The sequence below is a fragment of the Vibrio sp. A1-b2 genome (assembly GCF_021726015.1).
Classification (GTDB): domain Bacteria; phylum Pseudomonadota; class Gammaproteobacteria; order Enterobacterales; family Vibrionaceae; genus Vibrio; species Vibrio diazotrophicus.
This window is the reverse complement of record NZ_JAKKCI010000007.1, coordinates 190,015-213,977: the sequence shown is the minus strand read 5'-3', so window position 1 is coordinate 213,977 and position 23,963 is coordinate 190,015. Positions and strand designations below refer to the sequence as shown.

Genomic DNA, 23,963 nt, shown 5'->3' with positions numbered 1-23,963 from the left:
TTATTTCCTTATTGATCTTTCATTTCCGAAGATTGAAGTGAGTCCAATGAGCGTCGTGGTGCGTTTTCGCGCTGGTCTTTTTGCCAGTTTTCTGCGATCCACACAGGTGCTTGCTCACGAGGAAGAAGAGTTTTACCTAAGATGATGTCTGCCGCTCGCTCAGCAACCATGATGGTTGGAGCGTTAAGGTTACCGTTAGGAATGGTTGGGAAAATCGATGAGTCCACCACTCGCAGTGATTGCACACCGCGTACGCGACATTCGTTGTCGAGCACTGCCATTGGGTCGTCGTCTGCGCCCATTTTACAGCTACAAGAGGGGTGGTAAGCACTTTCTACATTCTGCTTAACCCACGCATCGATCTCTTCATCTGAAGAGATATGGAACCCCGGTTGAATTTCATCACCACGGTATTTATCTAACGCAGGTTGAGCCAAGATCTCGCGGGTTAAGCGGATACAGTCACGCCAATCCTGAATATCTTGCTGCTCTGATAAATAACGGAACAAAATGCCTGGTTTGTCTGCTGGGTCATTTGAACGAATCCAGACCTGACCGCGACTCAGTGGTTTGTTAGGACCAACGTGTACTTGGAAACCGTGTCCGTCAAACGCTGTACGGCCGTCATACCGCATGGCTGCTGGTAAGAAGTGGTATTGAATGTTTGGCCACTTTAAGCCTACGCGAGAGCGTATGAACGCACAAGATTCGAAATGATTTGTCGCACCTAGGCCGCGCTTGGTAAGCAGCCATTCAGCGCCTATCATCCCTTTACTGATAAGGCCTAGCTTGCTGTTTAATGTGATAGGCTCTTCGCAGCGATACTGGAAGTAGACTTCCAAGTGATCCTGCAGATTCTGACCTACACCGGGTAGTTCATGTTTTACTTCGACACCCGCGTTTTCCAGCACATCGCGCGGGCCAATACCAGATAACTGTAACAACTGTACTGATCCAATAGAGCCAGCACTAGAAATCACTTCTTTGTTTGAAAATACGGTTTGGATCTGACCTTTATGTTCAAACTCCACACCTATTGCTTTGCCGTTTTCGATAACAATTTTACGTGTCAGCACATTCTTAAGCAGAGTCAGGTTCGGGCGTTTCAACGCTCGGCGCAGGTAAGCGTTCGAAGTCGAAGCTCGTACGCCTTTATCCACCGTCATATGCATCGGGCCGAAGCCTTCTTGCTGGTAACCGTTGTAATCGTTTGTCGTTGGATAACCGGCTTCTTCTCCGGCATCAATAAATGCCTGATAGAGCGGGTTCAATTCCATATCGTTACCATTACAAGTGGCTAACGGGCCTTGATCGCCACGGTACTGATCGCCGCCATGAATCCAGCTTTCAGCTTTCTTGAAGTAAGGTAAGCAAGACGCGTAATCCCAGCCGTTAGCTCCGTGTTGTTGCCATTCATCAAAGTCGCAAGCATGCCCACGAACGTAAACCATACCGTTGATTGATGAACTACCACCGAGCACTTTTCCTCGAGGGCAGTGCAGTTGGCGGCCATCTAATCCCGGTTCTTCTACAGATTCAAATTGCCATGCATACTTAGGTGTATTCATAGGGTATGAGAGAGCAGTTGGCATTTGGATGAAAATGCTTTTATCGCTGCCTCCGGCTTCCAGTAACAAAACAGAATGCTCGCCACTTTCAGTTAGGCGATCAGCCAAAACACAGCCTGCTGAACCAGCACCGATAACAATATAATCAAAGTGTTGTTTCATCATTCTTCCTTACTCGTAAGCTCCAACATAGTCATCCAGCTCAATCAGGATGCTTTTTGTTTGTGTGTAGTGGCTTAAGGTTTCAATACCGTTCTCACGGCCAACGCCAGAGAGTTTGTAGCCACCTACAGGCATAGGAGCAGGAGAATCACCCCAAGTGTTAATCCAGCAGATACCCGCTTGCAGCTGGTGGATTACTCGGTGTGCGCGGGAGATATTCTGTGTAAATACGCCAGCGGCAAGACCATAGTTGGTCGCATTGGCTCGCTTAATCGCTTCGTCTTCATCGCTAAACTTAATCACAGCCATGACCGGACCAAAGATTTCCTTCTGGACGAAATTCATGTCGTCTTGGCAATCAACAAACACGGTGGGAGCAACAAAGTTACCTTTGGCTAACTCTCCCTCAGTGACTTGATAGCCGCCGGTTAGCAATTTAGCTCCGCTGTTTTTTGCGCTTTCGATGGCTTCAAGAACCTTCGCTAAATGCTCTTTAGAGATAAGAGCACCCACTTGAGTATTCGGATCTTGGGGATCGCCTACGATCAGTTTTTCCGTGCGGGCTTTTAGTTGAGCGATGAAGTCGCCATAGATATTTTCATGAACGAAAACACGAGTACCGTTAGTACACACTTCGCCTTGGGTGTAGAAGTTAGCGGTCATTGCACCTGATACGGCTTGGTCTAACTTTGCGTCGTCAAAAATAATCAGGGGAGATTTGCCGCCCAGTTCCATAGTGACGGATTTCAGACTTTGGGCGCTGGCAGACATTACCGCTTTGCCAGTACCCGTTTCACCGGTGAATGATACTTTTGCGATGTCTGGGTGAGCTGTCAGCATTTGGCCAACACGACCATCACCTTGAACAACGTTAAATACGCCATCAGGTACGCCCGCTTCAGTAAAGATTTCAGCCAGCTTGAGTGCGGTCAGCGGTGTCTCTTCTGAAGGTTTGAATATCATAGCGTTACCTGCAGCAAGAGCGGGCGCTGACTTCCACATGGCAATCTGAATTGGGTAGTTCCAAGCGCCGATACCAGCACAAATGCCTAGTGGTTCTTTACGTGTATAAAAGAACTGGCTTTCGGAAAGCGATTGTTGTTCGCCCTGAAGAGCAGGTGCAAGACCAGCAAAGTATTCAATAACATCTGCGCCAGTCACAATATCAACGCAATTGGCTTCTTGGATTGGTTTACCGGTATCCAATACTTCTAGAAGTGCCAGTTCATCGTTTCGTTCTCTAAGGATTGCCACCGCTTTTAGCAGAATTCTGCTTCGTTCTACGGCTGTCATTGCCGACCAAACAGCAAAACCACGCTTGGCAGAATCTACCGCCGCCTGAACATCTTGTTCACTAGCCTGACCAAGAGTGGCCAAAGGTTCACCGGTTGCAGGGTTATAGCTAATAAAAGTTTCGCCCGATGACGCCTGTTGATAGCGACCATCGATATAAAGTGATGCTTTTTCCATTTGAAGACCTAACGAGTTGTTAGCGCGTGTTGCGCCAGTTGTAGTTCTAAGTAATCGCCAATTAATGCACGCGCCTGTTGAGCGTTGATACCTTCTTGGTTCATTGCGCCGCGTAGCCAAAGACCGTCAATCAGTGCGGCAATACCTTGTGCAACCTGCTTAACCTGTTGATGAGGTAATAGGGCTTTGAGTTCGATTGTGAGGTGAGAAAGGAGTCGCTTTTCGTTCACGCGTTGCAAGCGGTGAAGTTGCGAGTCATGCATTGAGTAAGACCAGAATGCCAACCATGTTTTTGCAACCTTGTTGGATGCTTGGAAATCGGAGAAGTTGGCTTCAACAATTGCATGGATACGCTTTTGATGTTGGTGCTTAGGAATCGCGGACAGCAATTGCATTACCGTTTCAGAGTGCTCGCGCAAGATTGCTCGCATGGTTTCTTCAAGCAAGCCATGTTTACCGCCAAAGTAGTGATTGATGATGCCTGTGGATACACCTGCTTCGCGACTAATTAATGCGATGCTTGCTGCGTGTAAACCGACACGTTCAATCACTGTCATAGTGGCATTGACGAGTTGTGGTTTGCGTATGCTAGGCATTCCAACTTTAGGCACAATCACTCCTTAATTTTTTTAATTGAACGATTAGTTAAATATAAGTTAAACAAAATAATCGTTAGATCTCAAATTAAATTACGGGGGTTTTTGTATGGTTTTGTTTTGGTTTTGTGTTTAATTTAATTAAAATCAGTTGTTTATATGATTTAAAAAATTATTAAATGATTAGAGTAGGATTGTTTTGTTGATTAACGAGTTAGAAATAAAAAATCCCTTAGTGATTTCTCACTAAGGGATTGATTTAAAAGTAAATGAATTGTTATTAATGGGCGATTGGCTGAGTTGCCTGTTTTAGCCACTGCTTAACATCACCTTCAACTAGAGGGCTAACGTCGTCCCACACTTTTTGGTGGTAGTCATTCAGCCAGTTAAGTTCAGGTTTTGTCAGCATGTTGACATTGATAGCGCGAACATCAATAGGGCAGCGAGTGAGTGATTCGAAGCCATGAACATGGAAGTCGCCTTGGGTTTCGACTTCTACAACCAATTCTAAGTTTTCGATACGAATACCAAAGCCGTCAGCTCGGTAGTAACCCGGTTCGTTCGACAACACCATGCCAGGTAGCAAGGCAACGTTGTTAAACACTTTACTAATACGTTGAGGCCCTTCGTGAACACTGAGGAAGTGACCAACACCGTGACCTGTACCGTGATCATAATCGTAGCCGTTTGCCCATAAATGTTGGCGGGCTAAAACATCAAGTTGGTGGCCACAAGTGCCTTTCGGGAATCGAGCTTTAGCCAAAGCAATATGACCTTTTAGAACCAAGGTGAACTGTTGCTTCATTTCGTCACTGACTTCACCAATCGCAATGGTACGGGTGATGTCGGTTGTACCATCAGTATATTGGCCACCTGAATCAACAAGGTAAAGCGTGTTCATTTCTAGCTTACCTGGCTCTGGTTGGTTCATGTGGTTGTAGTGACACATAGCTGCATTCGTGGTTGCTGCTGAAATGGTGTCAAAGCTCAGGTCTGCTAATGTTGGGTCAAGCTCGCGGAATGCTTGAAGCTTATCAGCCAGTTGCGCTTCGTTATGCAGTTTGCCAGCCGCCACTTCGCTGTCTAGCCAAGATAGGAATTTTGCCATTGCAGCACCATCGCGAACATGACACGCTTTCATGCCTTTAATTTCGGTCGCGTTTTTTGCGGCTTTTGGTAACAAGCAAGGATCGGCGTCTTTAATGAGTTCAGCGTTGACATTCTGCAGTGTCAGTGTGAACCAAGCGTTGCTGGTGGCTGGGTCTACAATCACTTTCTTACCTGAAAGTTTCTCCAGTTCTGTTTGCAGCGTATCTGGATGATGAACTCGTACACCTGCACCAACGTGATTCTCAAAGCCTTCGGCTAATCGAGCTGGGTCGAGGAAGAAGTCGACACTTGCGTCAGCATGAACAATCGCGTGCGATAGCAATACCGGTAAGCGTGATACGTCTAGACCACGAATATTCAGCAGCCAACAGATAGAATCTAATTCTGTCAGCACTGCGCTATCTGCTTTTTTAGAACGCAAGATGTCTGCAATACGCTGACGTTTTGTCGCGCTGTTTACACCAACCAGCTCATCACTCATTAAACGCATATCAGAGACAACAGGAGCAGGGCGATCATGCCATAGTTGGTCAATAGCATTGCCTTCGGTTGTAACTAATTCTAGTTCACCGGCAAGTTTGCTTTGAGTCGCAGTCAACCAACTCGCACGGTGCATTCTTGGGTCGTAGCCCACTTTGCTACCTGTAGGCAAATGACTTTGTAGCCAATCTAAATACGGTTCTTCAATCAGGTGACGGTACTCAAACAGTTCTTGTGGAACCTGCTTGCGAACCTGAACGGTATAGCGGCCATCAACAAAAATGGCTGCCGAGGTTTGAGTAATCACAGCGGCACCCGCTGAACCAGTAAATCCAGTTAACCAATGTAATCGTTCGTTGTGTTCTGGTACGTATTCGCCAAGATACTCATCTTCATGAGGAATAATGAGTGCGTCTAAACCGTTACGTGTTAACCAGTTGCGAAGTTCTGTTACACGCTGGGAGATGGATTGGTACATCTTGCTATTCTCCTAATAATTGTCCTTTTGTTCAGCTGATGCCGATATATCCGTTCTCTTGATATACCCACTTTGCCTATCTATGTAGTGCAGGACGTGAACCGATAAGCTACTCGTTTTGTAGTGAGTGTGCAAATGTGCTGAACTTAATCTTATCAATAGTGTTATAGGGCATTTGTTTAACGCAAATGTAAGGTTTTCGTCTGAATGATTTGCCTTAACCAAGAGAGTGCCGGGTCGTTTTCTCTGTCTCTGTGCCAGAACAGCGTATAAGCCATTGGAGGGAACTCAAGAGGCAGTGGCAGCACCACCAAATCGAGATGTTTGGCGACCAGATGCGTGAAATGGCTAGGCGCGGTAAACACAAAGTCTGTGTAGCTGCATAAACTGGCGGCACTGTTAAAGTCGGGGACGGTAATCGCAATATCACGCTGATAGCCTAAGTCAGCCAAGCGGTAGTCCAACAGCCAGCGGTCACTGCCATCACAGCGAACTTGTACATGTCGAAGGGTTAGATAGCGTTCCAAATTCCATGGCTGTTTTAGAACAGGGTGATCTCGTCGAACGACACACATTTGTGAATCGCGATAGATCTCTTGCTCGCAGATATCCTTTGGTGGAAGCATGGTTAACTTAGCATCGTTGATGTCGATGTCTTTGCCTGTGATACCAATATCGAGCTCGCCCATTTGCAGCTTTTTGAAGGTTTGGTCTGTCCAAGAGTGGGTACTGATATTGAGATTTGGGCCCTGCATGAATATCGCTGGCAAAAAGTGGGGCAGGATTAATGGGTAGACACTTTCGACAGCCGCAATATGGAATCGGTATTCACTCGACTGAGGCGAAAACTGCTCTGGCTGAGTAATCAGCTCTAGCTGATCAACCAAGGTTTCCAATTTAGGCTTTAAAAACAACATTTTTGGTGTCGGTTTTAGGCCATGGGAGGTTCGGATGAAAAGTGGATCATCGAATTGTTCGCGTAGTTTCGCCAGCGACTTACTGACCGCAGACTGACTCAGATGCAGCCGGCTCGAAGCGCGTGTAACGCTAAGTTCCTCTCCAAGAACTTGTAAACAAACAAGCAAGTTAAGATCTATTCGCGCTAATTTATCAATGTTCATGTGATTTTCCATTGAGGAATATTACTGATGATTATAAGCCATTTGTTCGAATAACAGCATTCTTCTATCATGCACGCTCTTTGTTATTCAATTTTTGGAACCTATTTTGAGCGTAACTTCTTCTGTGAAAGAGTCTTCTGTGCAAAGCAAACAGCAAATGATTCTGCTGACTTTGTTGGTACTGTTTAGCCCGTTGGCAATCGATATTTACTTGCCTGCGTTGCCACAAATCTCGCAAGCGTTTCACGTGGAACATGCCTTAGCTCAAGATACGATTACTTGGTTCTTATTTGCTATGGGTGTCGGGCAACTGTTTGCTGGCCCTTTGGCGGATAAACTCGGACGTCGAACTGTTGCATTGGCTGGCGTTAGCATCTACATCTTGAGCGCTTTATTGGCGTGGGGCGCTCAGAGTATTGAGTGGATGTTAATGTCTCGTTTGCTACAAGGATTGGGTGCGTGTGCAACGTCTGTAGCAGCCTTTGCGACAGTTCGCGATATCTTTGGCCCTGAGCGCAGTGGCAAGATGATCAGCTACCTTAATGGTGCTATTTGCTTTATTCCGGCGTTAGCGCCTATTCTGGGAAGCTGGTTAACACAGCAATTTGGCTGGCGTTCTAACTTTAGCTTTATGGCAGGCTTTGGTGTATTCGTTGGATTCTGGTTGTTGATTCGTATGAAAGAGACCAATCCAAGTACTGAAAAGCAAGCCGTGTTTAAGCTGGCGCGTTATTGGTCTGTGTTAAAAGTCCCTTCATTTTTGTTCCATGCTTCGCTTTGTATGCTGGCGATGGCGGTTATCTTGGCTTATGTCACTTCAGCCCCTGTGGTTTTGATGGAAAACTTAGGCTTAACCATGAATGAGTTTACTTTCTGGTTTGGCATTAACGCTGTGGTTAACATCGCGGCTTGTTTGTCTGCTCCTAAGTTGATGGACAAATGGGGAACACATAAAATTCTGTTCTCTGGAATCGTGATGTTATTAGTGGCTGGTGGTCTGATGGTAGGAATGAAGTCTCAAGGCACGGCTTTAGCCTTTATGCTGCCAATCTTCTTCTCATCGGTAGGTTTTGCTTGGATTCTGGGTTCAGCTGCGGGTAAAGCACTGGCTCCGTTTGGCGACAAAGCGGGCACAGCCGCGGCACTGTTGGGTTTGTTCCAGATGAGTGGTGCTGGTCTTGTTGTAGGTACGCTACAACGTTTAGAGCTTGAACCGCAGATGATGATTGCACTTCAAATGTTGATTATTGCCCCTGCGCTGATTATTTTGCTGTCTAAAGCGGGCAAAGAGTGGCATCGCTTAGCATTTCAGTGATGTGGTTGGCAGGAATAGGAAATAGCAACGTCGTTCACTCAAAGAAATAGTGAAGAGTTACAAGGTTTTGTAAATAGTCTGACGTGCTATTTTCTAATCAGGGTAACAGGTGTATATTATTTCGCTCACTATCATTAGAAATAGCGTCTTGGAATCGAAATACAGTGTCCCTAACTACCTATGAAATGGCTCGTATTCTCGAGCAGTTAGAAGAATCACCTGAAAAAGTGATGTTTGGTAAGTTACTTAATGAGTTAGGTAATCAAAGCAGTGAACGTGTACGTAGTGCTGCTAAACAAGTCCCACTACCAGTTCTGCGCGATCTCGTTTATCAATTTCAACAAGTGATAGATTCGCGTAAAGGCGAGCAAGTCGATTTGCTGGCTAAGCAATTAGCGCAACAAGGTATCTCAGCAGAAGAGCTGATGAACTACCTGAAAAAATAATTGATGCTATAACAAGAACCCAAGTTTGAAACTTGGGTTTTTTGTCTTTTCTGCTTTTTGAACTTGCTAGCTTTTAGCGTCGATTTAAGGAATCACATTACGGTTGATCGGGTTTTGTAGCGAGATCAGCGTTTCTGTTGACTGAACTTCGTCAATCGCCTGCAACTTGTCGATCAATACAAACTGCAGTTCTTCAATTGAACGGCACATCAACTTAACGAAAATACTGTAAGCACCGGTGGTGTAGTAAGCTTCAACCACTTCATCAAGAGCATTGAGCTTTTCCAGTGCAGAATGGTAATCACGCGCGGCTTTCAGGTTAATACCAATAAAACAGCACACGTCATAGCCGAGCTTTTTGGTATTCACGACAACTTCAGTGCCTTGAATGATATCCGCAGCTTTCATTTTTTCGATGCGTACGTGAATAGTGGCAGGGCTGACATTAAATTGCTTCGCCATTTCTGCATAGGGCGTACGTGCATCATCCATTAAGATTTTCAGAATAGCGCGATCAAGCTCGTCGAGCTTTGTAGAGGCGACTTGCATACAGGTTCCTAGTTCACTTATTCAACGAAGATTCTTCCGCATCTTATCACACTGAAACCTTAGGTTTCTGATGAAAATCCGCTACACTGGCAGCGATTTTTGAAACTCATTATGGAATGACACTTTGCAGCTACAACTGATTTGTGAAGCCCCTGAACGCGCTTCTGAGCTTGATGAAATAGCAACACGCTGGAAGCTTACACACAGTGATGAAAGCGTTTTTGCGCTGGTACTCACCAGCGAGCAATTAGAACTGCGTAAAGTCGATGAACCTAAGCTGGGAGCCATCTTCGTTGATTGGGTCACCGGGGCGGTGGCGCATCGTCGTAAGTTTGGTGGCGGTAAAGGTCAATCCATTGCAAAAGCTGCAGGGCTCAATAAAGGTGCCACACCTACGGTGCTGGATGGGACGGCTGGTTTAGGCCGAGATGCATTTGTTTTAGCCTCTTTGGGCTGCAAAGTACAAATGGTGGAGCGTCATCCTGTGGTTGCGGCATTGTTGGATGATGGATTAAATCGAGCCAAGCAGGACAGTGAAATTGGTGGTTGGGTATCAGAGCGCGTGACGCTACTGCACGCATCCAGTCACGATGCTCTCAATAAATTAGCCAATGACGAAAGCTTCGTTCGCCCAGATGTGGTGTATCTCGATCCTATGTATCCGCATCCTGAGAACAAAAAGAAAAGCGCTTTGGTTAAGAAAGAGATGCGCGTATTCCAATCTCTTGTTGGCGCAGATAACGACGCTGACGCGCTATTAGAACCCGCATTGCAACTTGCGACTAAACGAGTGGTGGTGAAGCGTCCTGATTACGCAAATTGGCTGGCAGAGCAAAAGCCAAGTATGGCAATAGAAACCAAAAAGAACCGCTTTGATGTTTATGTGATTGCAGCGATGACGGGCGAAAAATAACAGGCGAAGACATCTGACGAATAGTAGGCTTGCCTTTTTATTAGCAGAGGGTTATATATAACCAAGAATCATTATCATTTTTGTTTGGTTGTATTTATGGCTCAGCGTTTATGTAAATTAAGTCGTCACGATATCACTGCTTCGTTGTCAGATATTCATCGAATCGTTGCTGCACCTAAGTACTTATGTCGCTCGTGCGCTCGTTCATCTTCCGACAAAAAGAGATTGTGCAAACCTCAGGCTTTTTCTGTGAATGCTCCGGTTGCGAAAGAAAGTACTACCGTTGACAAGAGTGTTGATAAGAGCAGCAAAGCGGCGTTAAAAGTTGCTAAGAAAACGCTAAAAGCGCAGAAAAAGTATCAAAAGAAACTGGAAAAAGTGCTGAAGAAACAACGCAAGCTTGCCAAGAAACAGCAAGCTCTGCAGTTGAAATTTGCCAAGTTAAATCAGGCAACAAGCAGTGAGTATTCACTTACTTCCCAGTATCACTAACGGCTACTTAAAGCCTCAAATACAAAAACGCCCATCGGCTTAACCTGATGGGCGTTTTGCTATGCGATTCTTTCTTACCTGTGATTAAGCGCTTTCGGCTTCTTTGTAGCTTTGAGCAACTTTACGTTTCACCCAAGTTTCGTTAACCCACAGTGAGAACAAAATGATGATGCCGCCAATAGTCAGACGAGCGACATCCACATCGCGGTTCCAAATAACGATATTGACGATTAAACCTGCTGGAACCAAAGCGTTATTCATGATCGCCAATGCACCCGCATTAACCAAACACGCGCCCTTGTTCCACACGAAATAACCCAGACCAGATGCAATCACACCAAGGTAAATCAGAATGCCCCATTGTAGTGAGGTAGTTGGTAGCTTCGCTGGGTTACCTAACAGCGCGAACGCTACGGTTGCCACAACCAGTGCGCCTAAGTAGAAATAACCAAACACCGTGCGCTGAGGAAGCTCTACGCTTTGGTTTTCCATAACATATTTATAAGCCACCTGACCGATTGCAAAACAGAGGTTGGCACCTTGTACAACAAAGAAGCCAATCACGAAGTTCTCATTGATGCCAGCAAACTTAATGAACACCGCACCCGCTACTGCGATAGCGGCTGTAACCAGATACCACGGAGAGAAACGTGCTTTAAGCAAATCGTAAATCAAAGTGACGTAAATAGGTGTGAATACGGTAAACAGTAATACTTCTGGAACAGAGAGCAGTAAAAACGATTGGTAATAGAAGCAATACATCAATCCAAGTTGGATACCACCGATAGACATTAGCTGAACAATCAGTTTTTTTGGTACTTGCTTGAATTTCAAAAACGGCAGGAAGACAACGCTTGCCAGTGCAACGCGCATGAACACTGAGAACCAAGAGTCAACCTGACCCGCCAGATAAACGCCGATCAGGCTAAATGAAAATGCCCAAAGTAGGGTAACTGCAGATAAATAAAACATAATCCCGGATATTTCTATAAGTGGATGTTGGAAATTATCCGCAGTCTATCTGATTTATTATTGCTCGTCAGTCATTAAGTGGTACTACCAACATGTCGACAGGTGAACAATTTATGAGCTGTCTTGTTGAGGAGAGTAACTTGCTCCAAAAATCTTGGTGATGGCCACAAACCACAAGGTCAATATTGAACTCATTGATGGTGTCACAAAGCTCATTACTCAAGTCTCCACTGCCTACTAAAGTGTGGTTAATCGGGTAATTGGCATGATCTGCCAGTTCTTTTAACTGAGTTTGCGATGCTTCCATTGCGTGATGCTGAGTTTCCGCCAAATTGATATCAATTAGTCCGGTATACAGTTCGGCATAGTTGACGTCGATATGGATAAACGAGACAGCAGCATTGAGAGGTGTCGCGAGTGCAACGGCTTTTTCTACCAGCAATTTGCTATCTTCAGATAGGTCAACAGCTACTAAGATGTGTTTATAGCTCATGATGCCTTCTCCATTTAATTGTCCTCAAGTTAGGTTAATTAAACTTTAGCACCTAGTTAGAAACATTTTTGCCATGATGATCTCATATCCATATTGAATGAGAGGGTGGCTCAAACTAACAAATACTAATGATCGTGTTATAGTGACTTCCAGTTTGCACAATGATTTAGGAGCGTTTTATGCTTTCACAAACGATGGTTGATCAATTGAATGATCAAATTAACCTCGAATTTTTCTCATCCAATCTATACTTACAAATGAGTGCTTGGTGTGAAGATAAAGGATTCGAAGGAGCAGCTGAGTTTTTAAGAGTTCATGCAGCTGAAGAAATGCAGCACATGCAAAGACTGTTTACTTATGTCAGCGAAACAGGCTCACTGCCGATTTTAGGCGCGATTGAGGCTCCTCGACATAACTTTGCAAGCTTAGGTGATGTGTTCCGTGAAACCTACGAACATGAGCAAATGATTACAGAAAAAATCAACAAATTGGCTCATGCGGCATTCACATCGCAAGACTACTCAACATTTAACTTCCTTCAGTGGTACGTTGCGGAGCAACATGAAGAAGAGAAGTTGTTTAAAGGGATTTTAGACAAGCTAGAACTGGTTGGTGAAGATGGTAAAGCGTTGTTCTTTATCGACAAAGATCTAGCTGCTTTGGCACAAAAAGGCTCATCTTCGGTAATGGATGCCCCTGCTGCTTAATTGCAGTAAAAAGACTCTGAACACGATCGTCTTTTTCTCCGGGTAGCCCTCTTACTTTGGATGTAGGGAGGAAAAGATGATCAGTGGAGATACCATTCTACTAGCGCTAATGATTGTTACTGGTATTAACGTAGCAAGATACCTTACCGCGCTGCGAGCTCTGATTTATATCATGCGAGAAGCTCACCCGTTGCTTTACCAACAAGTCGATGGACGGGGGTTTTTCACCACACATGGCAACATGTCTAAGCAGGTTCGCCTATATCACTACTTGAAAAGTAAAGAGTACCTTCATCACCACGATGAAGTGTTTACTGGCAAGTGTGATCGTGTGCGTGAGCTTTTCATTCTCTCTTCGTCTCTCGTGGTGTTTACCTCTGTGGTTGCGTTTATGCTCTAGGAGAACTTCTGTGCTTTTTTGAAGAATAGGAGTATTGGATAAACGCATTGGTAAGAGTGAACGTTTACCGTTAAAATGCCGCTTCAAGTGAGTGAGGACGTACCGCTGTACGTCCTTTTTTATTGCCTGTTCTTGCTAATAACATAGTTCTAGACGGGTAGAGTTCTGATTACTGGCATTGGTATGAGTCATGAGTGAAAAAGTAGATGTTGTCATCATAGGCGCCGGAGCGGCTGGCCTAATGTGTGCTGCTCAAGCCGGAAAACGTGGACGCCGTGTGATGGTGATTGATCATGCGAAAAAACCAGGACGTAAGATTCTTATCTCCGGTGGTGGTCGCTGCAACTTCACCAACTACGATGTCTCGGCTCAAAACTACCTTTGCCGCAATCCGCACTTCGTGAAATCGGCGCTTTCGCAGTATACCAACTGGGATTTCATCTCGATGGTGAGTAAGTATGGTATTGAGTTTGAAGAGCGATCTCATGGCCAACTTTTCTGTTTAGACTCAGCGAAAGACATCGTAAAAATGCTGCTTGAAGAGTGCGACCTTCCGAACATTAGTCAGCGCTATCAAGTCGAGACGCTCGATATTCAAAAAACCGAACAAGGTTTCTTGTTGCACACCACACAGGGCGACATTGAGTGTGAGTCTTTGGTTGTGGCAACCGGTGGTCTTTCAATGCCAAAGCTAGGAGCCACACCGTTTGGCTACAAGATTGCTGAGCAGTTTGGTTTGCCAGTTATTTCAACTACAGCAGGCTTAGTACCATTTACCCTGCATGTTGAAGACAAAGACGCATTAGCGGAGCTTTCGGGTATCGCTGTTCCTGCTGAAATTCAGGCAGAATGCGGGAAAAGCTTTAAAGAAGCGCTGCTGTTTACCCATCGCGGCTTATCTGGCCCTTCGGTGTTGCAGGTTTCTTCGTACTGGAAGCCGGGACAAGCGGTTACCATTAACTTAGTGCCTGAAGTCGATGTTGATGAACTATTAACTCGTTCCCGAGAAAAGCACCCGAACCAGACACTCAAAAACACCTTAGCTCGCGTCCTGCCTAAGCGTTTAGTGGAAGTGTTTATCGAACGTAAGTTGCTGGTAGACAAACCTCTCAAACAGTTCAATCCGAAAGAGCTGGAAGCAATAAGAGAGACTTTAGAACAGTGGCGTGTGGTACCAAACGGAACAGAAGGCTATCGAACAGCTGAAGTGACTCTTGGCGGCGTGGACACCGATGTTCTTTCTTCTAAAACGATGGAATGCAAAGACATTAAAGGTCTGTATTTCGTTGGTGAAGTGATGGATGTGACTGGCTGGCTCGGTGGTTATAACTTCCAATGGGCATGGTCAAGCGGCTATGTTGCTGGGCTGAACGTATAAAATCGCTGTTGAAATATTTAAACCCCGCAGAGTGTTATTCAGTGAATTGCGGGGTTTATTTGTTCTCTACCAGTTGAGAGTTCTTGGGAAACACGTTGGGATGGTGCTTACGCATATACCTTTGCTCGCCAATCATTTCTTTGAATGACAGGCCTTCCGATAGCAGGAAAATCACTTCATTACCGACCGTTCTCAGTACTTTACCTTTAACTGGAATATTGGTGTCGAAGGCATTGAGAAGAATTTCACCTTCAACAGTGTCGTTGGGACTAAACAATGAAGTATCACGCACAATCACACGCATGCCCTGTTCCGAAATTTCGCTGACTTTAAATTCTTTGCTTTGAACTCGGAATGTAGGCATGGCGACTTTGGTCTTGTAACTTAGACGAAAATATTGTCTTTGCTCAGTGTGATTCGTCATCTTAGTTAATTTGGCTTTAGCCACTCTTCAAAATTAGGTAAAGACGCAGCAGAACATTTTTCTCTGCTCAGTTAGTTAAAGTTTATCTACTTTTCCTGATTTTTCGAAGCGAGTTCTCTATCAATCAGTCGTTATTTAGGATGTTTGACAACATCGCGAATGATTATTTCATTCAATTGCCTTAAGTAAAAATGATTTGTGTAATAAATAGCGACAGAGCGTAGTCAGAAAGATAGATTTCACATGGTATTTTCGTTTGTATATTGAAAATATAGTACTCTCTACTTTAATTAACGTTGGTTTACATAAACATATAACTATATGAATTTACGAAAACTCTTTTTTGTCTTTTTGGTATTAGTTTTCTCTGGTTGTGCCACTTATGCTGGGCTTAACTACGATGAACTGTTTGGTGCACCTGAAGTTCGAGAGCGTCAGGTGGCTTTAGACTCGCCTCAAGCTCAGTATTTTATGCAAGAGGTGAAACCCATCATCGATAACCGCTGTGTGGTTTGTCATGCCTGCTATGACGCACCTTGTCAGTTGAAACTCTCATCGGTGGAAGGGATTGATCGCGGTGCAAGTAAAACCCAAGTTTATGAAGGGACGCGTTTAAGCGCGGCAACGCCAACTCGCCTGTTTGAAGATGCTCAAACAACCCAAGAGTGGCGTGATTTGGGCTTTCATCCTGTGCTGAATGAACGAGACCAAATCACACGGGCAAACCTTGAAGCGGGTTTGGTGGCAAGACTACTAAAACAAAAAGAGTTACACCCTCAGCAGCAGCAAGATCAGCTGGAAGGGTTCGATTTTTCGATTTATCGAGAGCAGCAATGTCCGACATTAGAAGAGCATGAAGCTTACCAGCAGGATTACCCTGACTGGGGAATGCCTTTTGGCATGCCAAACCTCAATAAGAGTGAGTACAACAAGCTGATGGCATGGTTGGAAAACGGCGCTCAGATGAATGAACACATACCGCTGACAACATCGCAACAGACCCTAGTTGATAACTACGAAACACTGTTAAATGCCGACGGTAAGAAGAACCAGTTAGCGGCTCGCTATATCTATGAGCATTTGTTCTTATTCCATTTATATTTCTCTGATCTGAATGAGAAAACTCCGCGTTTCTTTACGCTTGTTCGTTCTGCAACTCCGCCGGGTGAGCCTGTTAAACGCATTGCAACTCGTCGTCCATATGATGATCCCCAAGTTGACCGCGTTTACTATCGTATTATCCCTGAGCAAGGCACAATCGTTGATAAAACCCATATGCCTTACGCCTTGAATAAGAAGCGTATCCACGATTGGAAAGCTTGGTTTATCGATGCGGACTACAAGATTAACGAACTGCCAAGTTACGAGCCTTCGGTTGCGGCTAATCCGATGACGGCCTTTATCGATTTACCCGTCAATGCTCGTTATCGTTTCTTATTGGATAACGCTCAGAATACCGTCATGGCGTTTATTAAAGGTCCGGTCTGCCGAGGCCAACTGGCGCTAAACGTTATCAATGATGATTTTTGGATCTTCTTCTTAGACCCAGACAAAGCCGACATTACTGAGGTCAACGAGTTTTACCGTTCTCAAGCGGATAACTTAAAACTACCGGCGGAGCGTGAGGACACCATCAACCCAATTTCTACTTGGATTAGCTATGCCAAGCAGCAAGCTCGTTATCTGGAAGAGAAATCTGAGTTCACTGCTAAGCAATTTAAAGATGGCCGCTACGTGACGACGGATTTGATTTGGTCTGGTGATGGTACTAACCCCAATGCTGCGTTAACCATTTTCCGTCACTTTGACAGTGCCTCTGTGGCGCAAGGTTTGGTAGGGCGAAAACCAAAAACCGCTTGGGTGCTAGATTACGCTTTGCTTGAGCGCATTCATTATTTGCTGGTGGCGGGCTTTGATGTCTATGGAAACTTCGGTCATCAGCTCGTGACCCGTATGTTCATGGATTTCTTGCGCTTAGAAGGTGAAAGCAACTTCGTTACCTTACTGCCACAGAAAACACGACACGAGGAACTGTCGAGCTGGTATCAGGATCAAAGTGCGTATTTCACCGAGTTTCTATTGCGTAACGTGAAGCCATTTGATGAGCCGAGTAATATCGAGTACACCACGGATGACCCGAAATCAGAGCTGTTTGATAAGCTACGCGAACATGTCCAGCCAGTACTTAGCCAGCGATATGACATCGTTGATACTGGGTTTACCGCTGATCATGAATATGCACTTAACAGCATCAATTATATTAAGGGAGAGGGCATCCTACCGATCCCTCAGTTAATGATGCTGATGATTGAATCCAAGTCGGGCGAGTCGCAACTGTTTACTCTGATCCACAACAACGCTCACAGCAATATTTCCAGCTTGTTTGATGAAGAGAACAACCGAGTTCCAGAAAACGATACGTTAACCTTGGTAAGAGGTGTTCTGGGCAGTTATCCGGCAGCCTATCTGTCGCTTAAAGAAACGGAAATTCCTGAGCTGGTGGCACGTTTGAAAACACTGGATGGTGAAGAGAGTTATGTTCAGCTACTGGATCGGTTTGCGGTTCGTCGTAGTTCACCAGATTTCTGGTCGTTCAGTGATAAAGTTCATCAGTGGTATAAGCAAGATCAGCCGATTGAATTTGGCTTACTGGATTACAACCGGTTTGAGAACCGATAATCCACAACGAAAGGAAGCCAGTCATACGACTGGCTTCTTTGCTTTTAACTCTGGGATAAAGATGCTTCTAAGTCGAAGATAACTAAGAATCTCCGGTTGCCAGTGAGCCTATCCGGCTGGTATTCACCACTTTGCGGCGTTCGCTCATGATGATCAGCAGACGTTGCAGAGCGATAAAGCTGAACAGCAAAATACCGACGATGATTTTGGTCCACCAAGAGCTCAACGTGCCGTCGAAAGTAATGTAGGTTTGGATAAGTCCTTGGATAAGCACGCCAAATAACGAGCCAAACACAGTGCCGACACCGCCGGATAGCAAAGTGCCACCGATAACCACAGCAGCAATGGCATCCAGCTCAACACCGACAGCAGCGAGCGGATAGCCCGCAGAGGTGTAGATAGAGAACACAATGCCTGCACAGGTGGCTAAGAAAGTGGAAAGCATGTAGATACCGATTGTGGTGCGTTTCACCGGAATCCCCATCAAACCCGCAGAAGTCGCATTACCGCCAATCGCGTACACGTTGTTACCAAAACGGGTGCGGTGAGCCACAAGCATCCCGATCGCAACGACGACAAGCATCACCACGGCCAACAAGCTTAATCGACCACCGCCGATGATGTGCCATGAAAATCGAGACATCTCACGATAGATAGGGTGCTCAATTGGAATGGATTGCTCTGAGATTAAAAAGCTCACTCCGCGCAGAAAGAACATACCAGCCAGAGTGACGATAAAGGCTGGTATTTTTAAGGTATCGATAATCCAGCCCATTAAACCGCCAAACAATGAGCCCATCACCAATACCATGATAATGGCTGTGAAAGGGTGAACGCCCCATTCACCTATCACCGTGGCGAGGAAGATACCGGTAAACGCGACTACCGAACCCACTGACAGGTCAATACCACCAGAGAGGATGACGAAAGTCATACCAACGGCGAGTATGCCTAAGAAGGCATTATCCGTCAGAATGTTACAAATCACCCGAGTGCTAATGAAGGCAGGGAACTCTACCATGCAAAACGCGTAGCCAATCAGGAACACTGCGATGGTGATAAACAGAGGAAAGTTACGTTTTACCATGATCTATTTCCTCTTAATCAATTGAATAACTGTCGGGGATTGCAGTATCAACACGGTTAACACCACAAGCGATTTCACAATGTGGTTCCATTGCGGCTGATAACCTGACAACAGAATACCAGTGTTGATACTTTGGATGATAAAAGCGCCAACCAATGCGAGTAACAGATTAAAACGGCCACCCATCAGAGATGTTCCACCAATAACCACCGCTAAAATGGCGTCCATTTCTAACCATAAACCGGCGTTGTTGGCATCAGCGCCTTTGATATCTGCTGCGACAATGATCCCTGCGATAGACGCCATCACACCACTGATGACATACACAGACATCACAATTGCTGGGGTGTTAATACCTGCGTTTTTGGCAGCTTTGATATTGATACCCACAGACTCGATAAAGAGCCCCAATGCTGTTTTCTTGGTGAGTGCCCAAACAATCAATAAGGCACACGCCAACAACAGGATTGGGGTAGGGAAATAGAACAGTGAACCACTACCAAACCAAGACAAAGTGTCATTGTTAAAGGTGATGATTTGTCCTTCTGTGATGAGCTGTGCGACACCGCGCCCTGCGACCATCAAAATCAAGGTGGCGACAATGGGTTGGATTTTACACACCGCAACAAGGAAGCCGTTCCATAAACCACATGCCACCCCCGCTAGCACTGAACAAAGCAAAATGGTCGCTGGCGCGTAGCCTTGCTCTGCCATACTAGCCAGCACAGCTCCGCTTATCGCCATCACCGCACCGACGGAAAGGTCGATACCGCCCGTTGCGATAACCAGTGTCATCCCGATGGTAAGCAGTGCAACAGGTGCACCGCGGTTAAAAATATCGATGACACTGCCAAACAAACGGTCATCTTGAATGTGAATAGAGAAAAAGTTATCAGCAATCAAACTGTTCACAATGAACAGCAGAATAAGAGCAGCAAGCTGTGGCGTGCCTTTTGGCAGTGTAAATCTATTGCGCTGCTCGGGCTTCTTGACTGACTGCAGTGGATTGAGCGTATTCATAATCACCTCAACTCGCAATCGCTTGCATTATGGCTGGTACGGAAAGTTCTTCAGTGGGAATCTCTGCTACCGATTTTCTGTCTCGTAACACGATGACGCGGTCGGCGTAACCAACCAGTTCTTCGAGTTCGGAAGAGATAACCAACAGAGCAAGCCCGTTAGCACAAAGACTTTCAATCAGACGAATGATCTCGGCATGTGCGCCGACGTCGATACCTCGTGTGGGTTCATCGAGAATCAGGAACTTCGGCTTAGTAAGCAACCATCGAGCAAGTAGAACCTTTTGCTGATTACCGCCAGAGAGGAACTCTACAGGTTGGTCAAGGCTCGGAGTTTTGATGGCTAGCTGGTCGATATAGCGTTGTGCCACCGCTTCCTGCTCTTTACGAGAGATGGGTTTAAACCAGCCGCGTTGTGCCTGTAAAGCCAGAATAATATTTTCACGAACAGAAGCCGCGCCAATGATGCCATCGGTTTTGCGATCTTCAGGGCAGTATCCAAAGCCCAGATGGGAGGCTTGACGAGCTGATCGAACCTGAATAGGGCGCCCCTTCAGAGAGCAGGTGCCGGAATCGCTTGGATCAATACCAAAAATCACTTTCGCAGTTTCGGTACGGCCGGAACCTAATAACCCAGCCAAACCTACAATTTCTCCCGCATGAACTTCGAGATTGAAGGGGTGGATGGTGCCTTTTTTGCCATAGTTAGTGAAGGACACCATCGGCTCATTGTGTTTACGCGTTTTACCCGCACGTTTTAGAGCCGTATCTTCCAGCTCGCGGCCGAGCATCATTTTAACCAGCTCAATTTGTGGTAGTTCACGAGTTTCTTTGGTGCCAACCAACTGACCGTTGCGTAATACGGTAATGCGATCACTGACTTCATAAACTTGATCAAGAAAGTGAGTGATGAAAATCAGGCTCACACCTTTCTCTTTGAGCCCCAGCATTATGTTAAATAACATTTTCACTTCGTTGTTATCAAGGCTGGCTGTCGGCTCATCAAGAATCAGTATTTTGGCCGACAGTGAAATCGCTCTGGCAATCGCAACCACTTGCTGAATCGCAACGGAGAACTGGTTGAGAGGCTGAGTCACATCAATATCTAAGCCATAGCTAGTGACGATTCTACGTGCTTTTTCAGCCATGGTTTTACGGTCAACAAAGCCCCATTTTTTAGGTTCATTGCCGATGAAAAGGTTGTCCATCACGGACATGTTCGGTAGCAGGTTGACTTCCTGATAAACCGTGCCGATTCCAAGATGTTGTGCATGAGCGGTATTCTGTGGAGAGATGGATTGACCATCGAGAGTAATTTCGCCGCCATCACGTTGATACACACCCGTTAAGGTTTTCACTAACGTTGATTTACCTGCGCCATTTTCCCCCAATAACGCCATGATTTCGCCTTTTCTCAGGCTGAAATCGACATTTTCTAGCGCTTTAACGCCAGGGAAATATTTGCAGATCCCTTTGGCGTTCAACACAATATTTTGTTGATTGGTATCTTGCTGATTGTTTAACGGCATAATAACTCCAACAATCTAAACCCTCCCTCCCGAATGGGAGGGAGGGGGATAATAAAATTAATAACCTAAGTCTTTTTTCATTTCTAACTGAGCTTTTGCATCAGCTGGTAAATATAAATTGGACTCGGTAACAATTTTCTTCGGTGGAATTGTGCCTTTATCTTTATAAGCCATTAGTGCATCTAGAGCAGGGCCAGCCATATTTGGAGTAAGTTCAACGGTCGCATTCGCTTCACCGTTCATCATCGCTTTAAATATATCTGGAACCGCATCAATAGAGACAATTAAAATATCGCTGCCCGGTTTTAAACCTGCTTCTTTAATTGCTTGGATTGCACCGATTGCCATATCATCGTTATGGGCGAATACCGCACAAATATTTTTGCCGTTATTCTCTGCTTTAATAAAGCTTTCCATAACTTCTTTACCTTTACTGCGGGTAAATTCGCCTGACTGAGTACGCACAATCTTAATATTGTCGACGGTATCTACAGTGTCGCTGAAGCCTTTTTTACGGTCGATAGCCACACTCGCACCCACGGTGCCTTGCAGTTCAACCACGTTACATGGTTTGCCAGCTACTTTGTCGATTAGCCATTTACCCGCTACAGCGCCTTCCAGCACGTTATCAGCGGTGACCGCAGTCATATAAAGCGAGTCATCTTCTACTGTGATACCACGGTCTAGCAGAAACACGGGAATGCCGTAATCTTTTGCTTCTTCAAGCACTGGTCCCCAACCGGTTTGTACTACAGGTGCGATAAAGATTGCGTCTACACCTTGTGCGATGAAAGAGCGTACCGCTTTGATTTGGTTCTCTTGCTTTTGTTGTGCATCAGAAATTTTCAGTGTTACACCGCGTTTTTCAGCTTCAACTTTGGATACTGCTGTTTCAGCTGCTCGCCAGCCTGATTCAGATCCAATTTGAGAGAAACCAACGGTTAATGAGGCAGCCATTAGTGAACCAGACATTAGGATGGTACTGACAGCAGTTGCTAAAGTGAGTTTTTTTAACATGATTAAATCCCTATCTTGTTTAACTCTCTCTCCGTTCAAGAAACGACAGCGTTTTTATGAATGTACTTACTCCGCAACATAGATGTCATTACATCGGTTCTACGCTAAGGATACCTGTTCACTTTTGCTTGACTGACATTTCAAAGACCTTGAGAAATTCTTGTTTCACGTATTGCTCATTATTAAAAATTATTAAAATAGCCATGAGCAATGAAATATTAAGACGCATAAATTATCGGTGGTTAGATTTTAATCACATAAAAAATTTGGTAGCAAAATAGTCCATTTTATTAGCAACTTATTCCCAAAAAACTAATACCTAAGTGCAATCAAAATATTGCATTTAATTGAGTAGCGATTACGAGCTTTATTTTCTTGAATAAAAAAAGCCCTCTTATAACAGAGGGCAACATGAGAAAGGTATATAAATGGAGGTTTTATTTATCCTTTCTATTTGATATTGTAGTCGTAATGGCTTTCTTTGTTTGCCCAATCACAGAGATTTCTATGATTAATCGGCTCACGCAGATACTTATCTGCAATGCCAAATAGTTTGGTAAATATTTTTACTGAGATTTCTGTTTGTAACGGTCAAAAATAACCGCAGCAAGCAGAATAGCACCGCGAACAACATATTGAGCAAATGGAGACATGTTCAACAAGTTCATCGCGTTTTCTACCGTACCGAGGATTAGGACACCTGCGATAACGTAAGAAACTTTACCAATACCGCCTTTCAGTGAAACCCCACCCAAAACACACGCTGAGATAACCACTAGCTCGAAACCAACAGAAGTCATTGGCTGACCTGAAGTCATACGTGCTGCGAGGATGACGCCCGCCAGTGCAGAGATAAAACCAGAGATGGTGAAAATCATCATCTTGGTTTTGACTACATTCACACCCGCCAGACGTGCCGCTTCTTCATTACCACCAATCGCCAGTGTGTTGCGGCCATATACGGTGCGGTTGAGAAGGAAAGCAAACACACCGAAAGTGATCAGCGTTAACCAGATTGGAGTCGGGATACCCAGAATAGAAGAGTTGCCAAGAGTGAAGAAGCTCTCTTCAGTGATACCCACTGCTTTACCGTCAGAGATGATATAGCCTAAACCACGGGCAATTTGCATCGTTGCCAGAGTCGTGATCAGCGCGTTGATTTGCAGTTTGGCGATAACGAAGCCGTTTAGCAGACCAAATACCACACCAGAAAGCAGGCCAGCACCGATACCGAGAACTACGCTGCTGGTGGCGTTGATAGCCACTGCGGTTACAACGCCAGAGCAGGCAATAATAGAGGCAACGGAAAGGTCCAAGTCGCCACAAGCCAGGCAGAACAACATGGCACACGCTACCATGCCGCTCATTGAAATCGCCAAGCCTAGGCCTTTCATATTGATGAAGGTTGCGAAGTAAGGAACAAACAGTGCGCAAAGCAGAAACAGACCTGCAAACACCATCAGCATTCCAAATTTGTCCCAGATTTTAGAGAAGTGAAATCCGCCGGATTTCTCCTCTGATGCCATCGCTTTAGTAGGGCTAGATAAAGACATAATGA

22 protein-coding genes are annotated in these 23,963 nt (G+C 45.2%); 8 read left to right on the top strand and 14 right to left on the bottom strand.

From position 1 onward, the window contains the following. Positions 1–8: 8 nt before the first annotated feature. The 5 genes from betA to L3V23_RS15875 all read right to left on the bottom strand — a co-directional run bounded on the left by betA (position 9) and on the right by L3V23_RS15875 (position 6,985). The gene (betA, locus tag L3V23_RS15895; RefSeq protein WP_102966496.1) at positions 9–1,730 is read right to left on the bottom strand and encodes a choline dehydrogenase; all 1,722 of its coding nucleotides are present in this window, start codon (positions 1,728–1,730) and stop codon (positions 9–11) included. Between the two features lie 9 nt (positions 1,731–1,739). Beyond that, entirely contained in the window at positions 1,740–3,200 is a 1,461-nt protein-coding gene (gene betB / locus L3V23_RS15890; RefSeq protein ID WP_102966495.1) for a betaine-aldehyde dehydrogenase, read from the bottom strand. An 8-nt stretch (positions 3,201–3,208) separates the two neighbouring features. Beyond that, positions 3,209–3,811, bottom strand: a complete 603-nt coding sequence (gene betI / locus L3V23_RS15885; RefSeq protein WP_042490095.1) for a transcriptional regulator BetI — start codon at positions 3,809–3,811, stop codon at positions 3,209–3,211. Positions 3,812–4,076: 265 nt separating this feature from the next. Then, complete coding sequence (locus L3V23_RS15880) at positions 4,077–5,864, bottom strand: aminopeptidase P family protein (protein WP_102966494.1); 1,788 nt, start codon at positions 5,862–5,864, stop codon at positions 4,077–4,079. Between the two features lie 179 nt (positions 5,865–6,043). Next, complete coding sequence (locus tag L3V23_RS15875) at positions 6,044–6,985, bottom strand: LysR substrate-binding domain-containing protein (RefSeq protein WP_102941469.1); 942 nt, start codon at positions 6,983–6,985, stop codon at positions 6,044–6,046. Between the two features lie 157 nt (positions 6,986–7,142). Between L3V23_RS15875 and L3V23_RS15870 the strand changes: the two genes are divergently transcribed. Together L3V23_RS15870 and L3V23_RS15865 are read left to right on the top strand one after the other, a co-directional pair. Then, positions 7,143–8,300: a multidrug effflux MFS transporter gene (locus L3V23_RS15870; RefSeq protein ID WP_102966509.1), complete on the top strand. Its 1,158-nt coding sequence runs from the start codon at positions 7,143–7,145 to the stop codon at positions 8,298–8,300. A gap of 164 nt (positions 8,301–8,464) precedes the next feature. Continuing rightward, positions 8,465–8,746 carry a hypothetical protein gene (locus tag L3V23_RS15865; RefSeq protein ID WP_042490086.1) on the top strand — a complete coding sequence of 94 codons (282 nt, stop codon included), beginning with the start codon at positions 8,465–8,467 and terminating at the stop codon, positions 8,744–8,746. 84 nt (positions 8,747–8,830) lie between these two features. Here L3V23_RS15865 and asnC read toward each other — a convergent pair whose 3' ends face one another. Beyond that, the gene (asnC, locus tag L3V23_RS15860) at positions 8,831–9,295 is read right to left on the bottom strand and encodes a transcriptional regulator AsnC (RefSeq protein WP_042490084.1); all 465 of its coding nucleotides are present in this window, start codon (positions 9,293–9,295) and stop codon (positions 8,831–8,833) included. A gap of 124 nt (positions 9,296–9,419) precedes the next feature. Here asnC and L3V23_RS15855 point away from each other — a divergent pair, with 124 nt between their 5' ends. Next, entirely contained in the window at positions 9,420–10,208 is a 789-nt protein-coding gene (locus L3V23_RS15855; protein ID WP_102954565.1) for a class I SAM-dependent methyltransferase, read from the top strand. A gap of 96 nt (positions 10,209–10,304) precedes the next feature. Continuing rightward, positions 10,305–10,700, top strand: a complete 396-nt coding sequence (locus tag L3V23_RS15850; protein WP_102966493.1) for a hypothetical protein — start codon at positions 10,305–10,307, stop codon at positions 10,698–10,700. A gap of 84 nt (positions 10,701–10,784) precedes the next feature. Here L3V23_RS15850 and L3V23_RS15845 read toward each other — a convergent pair whose 3' ends face one another. Next, a complete protein-coding gene (locus L3V23_RS15845; RefSeq protein WP_102941472.1) occupies positions 10,785–11,672 on the bottom strand; it encodes a carboxylate/amino acid/amine transporter in 888 nt (295 codons plus the stop codon). Between the two features lie 67 nt (positions 11,673–11,739). Then, entirely contained in the window at positions 11,740–12,165 is a 426-nt protein-coding gene (gene uspA / locus L3V23_RS15840) for a universal stress protein UspA (RefSeq protein WP_042490075.1), read from the bottom strand. Between the two features lie 179 nt (positions 12,166–12,344). Here uspA and ftnA point away from each other — a divergent pair, with 179 nt between their 5' ends. From ftnA to L3V23_RS15825, 3 genes are all read left to right on the top strand, one after another. After that, a complete protein-coding gene (gene ftnA / locus L3V23_RS15835) occupies positions 12,345–12,872 on the top strand; it encodes a non-heme ferritin (RefSeq protein ID WP_042490073.1) in 528 nt (175 codons plus the stop codon). Between the two features lie 76 nt (positions 12,873–12,948). Continuing rightward, positions 12,949–13,272 (top strand): universal stress protein UspB, encoded by a 324-nt coding sequence (gene uspB, locus L3V23_RS15830; RefSeq protein WP_102941474.1) that lies wholly within the window; start codon positions 12,949–12,951, stop codon positions 13,270–13,272. A gap of 190 nt (positions 13,273–13,462) precedes the next feature. Further along, a complete protein-coding gene (locus L3V23_RS15825; RefSeq protein WP_102966492.1) occupies positions 13,463–14,650 on the top strand; it encodes an NAD(P)/FAD-dependent oxidoreductase in 1,188 nt (395 codons plus the stop codon). A 55-nt stretch (positions 14,651–14,705) separates the two neighbouring features. On the opposite strand, the gene L3V23_RS15820 is transcribed toward L3V23_RS15825, so the two are convergent. After that, positions 14,706–15,074, bottom strand: a complete 369-nt coding sequence (locus tag L3V23_RS15820) for a PilZ domain-containing protein (RefSeq protein WP_102966491.1) — start codon at positions 15,072–15,074, stop codon at positions 14,706–14,708. A gap of 321 nt (positions 15,075–15,395) precedes the next feature. On the opposite strand from L3V23_RS15820, the gene L3V23_RS15815 reads away from it, so the two are divergent. Beyond that, a complete protein-coding gene (locus tag L3V23_RS15815; protein ID WP_102966490.1) occupies positions 15,396–17,753 on the top strand; it encodes a fatty acid cis/trans isomerase in 2,358 nt (785 codons plus the stop codon). 82 nt (positions 17,754–17,835) lie between these two features. Here L3V23_RS15815 and yjfF read toward each other — a convergent pair whose 3' ends face one another. The 5 genes from yjfF to araH form a co-directional block, all read right to left on the bottom strand. Beyond that, entirely contained in the window at positions 17,836–18,840 is a 1,005-nt protein-coding gene (yjfF, locus tag L3V23_RS15810; protein WP_102966489.1) for a galactofuranose ABC transporter, permease protein YjfF, read from the bottom strand. 3 nt (positions 18,841–18,843) lie between these two features. Next, complete coding sequence (ytfT, locus tag L3V23_RS15805; protein ID WP_042487872.1) at positions 18,844–19,860, bottom strand: galactofuranose ABC transporter, ATP-binding protein YtfT; 1,017 nt, start codon at positions 19,858–19,860, stop codon at positions 18,844–18,846. A gap of 7 nt (positions 19,861–19,867) precedes the next feature. Further along, a complete protein-coding gene (ytfR, locus tag L3V23_RS15800) occupies positions 19,868–21,388 on the bottom strand; it encodes a galactofuranose ABC transporter, ATP-binding protein YtfR (RefSeq protein ID WP_237292492.1) in 1,521 nt (506 codons plus the stop codon). 57 nt (positions 21,389–21,445) lie between these two features. Then, positions 21,446–22,405: a galactofuranose ABC transporter, galactofuranose-binding protein YtfQ gene (ytfQ, locus tag L3V23_RS15795; RefSeq protein ID WP_042487879.1), complete on the bottom strand. Its 960-nt coding sequence runs from the start codon at positions 22,403–22,405 to the stop codon at positions 21,446–21,448. A 566-nt stretch (positions 22,406–22,971) separates the two neighbouring features. Continuing rightward, the gene (gene araH / locus L3V23_RS15790) at positions 22,972–23,958 is read right to left on the bottom strand and encodes an L-arabinose ABC transporter permease AraH (protein WP_042487882.1); all 987 of its coding nucleotides are present in this window, start codon (positions 23,956–23,958) and stop codon (positions 22,972–22,974) included. Positions 23,959–23,963: the final 5 nt, after the last annotated feature.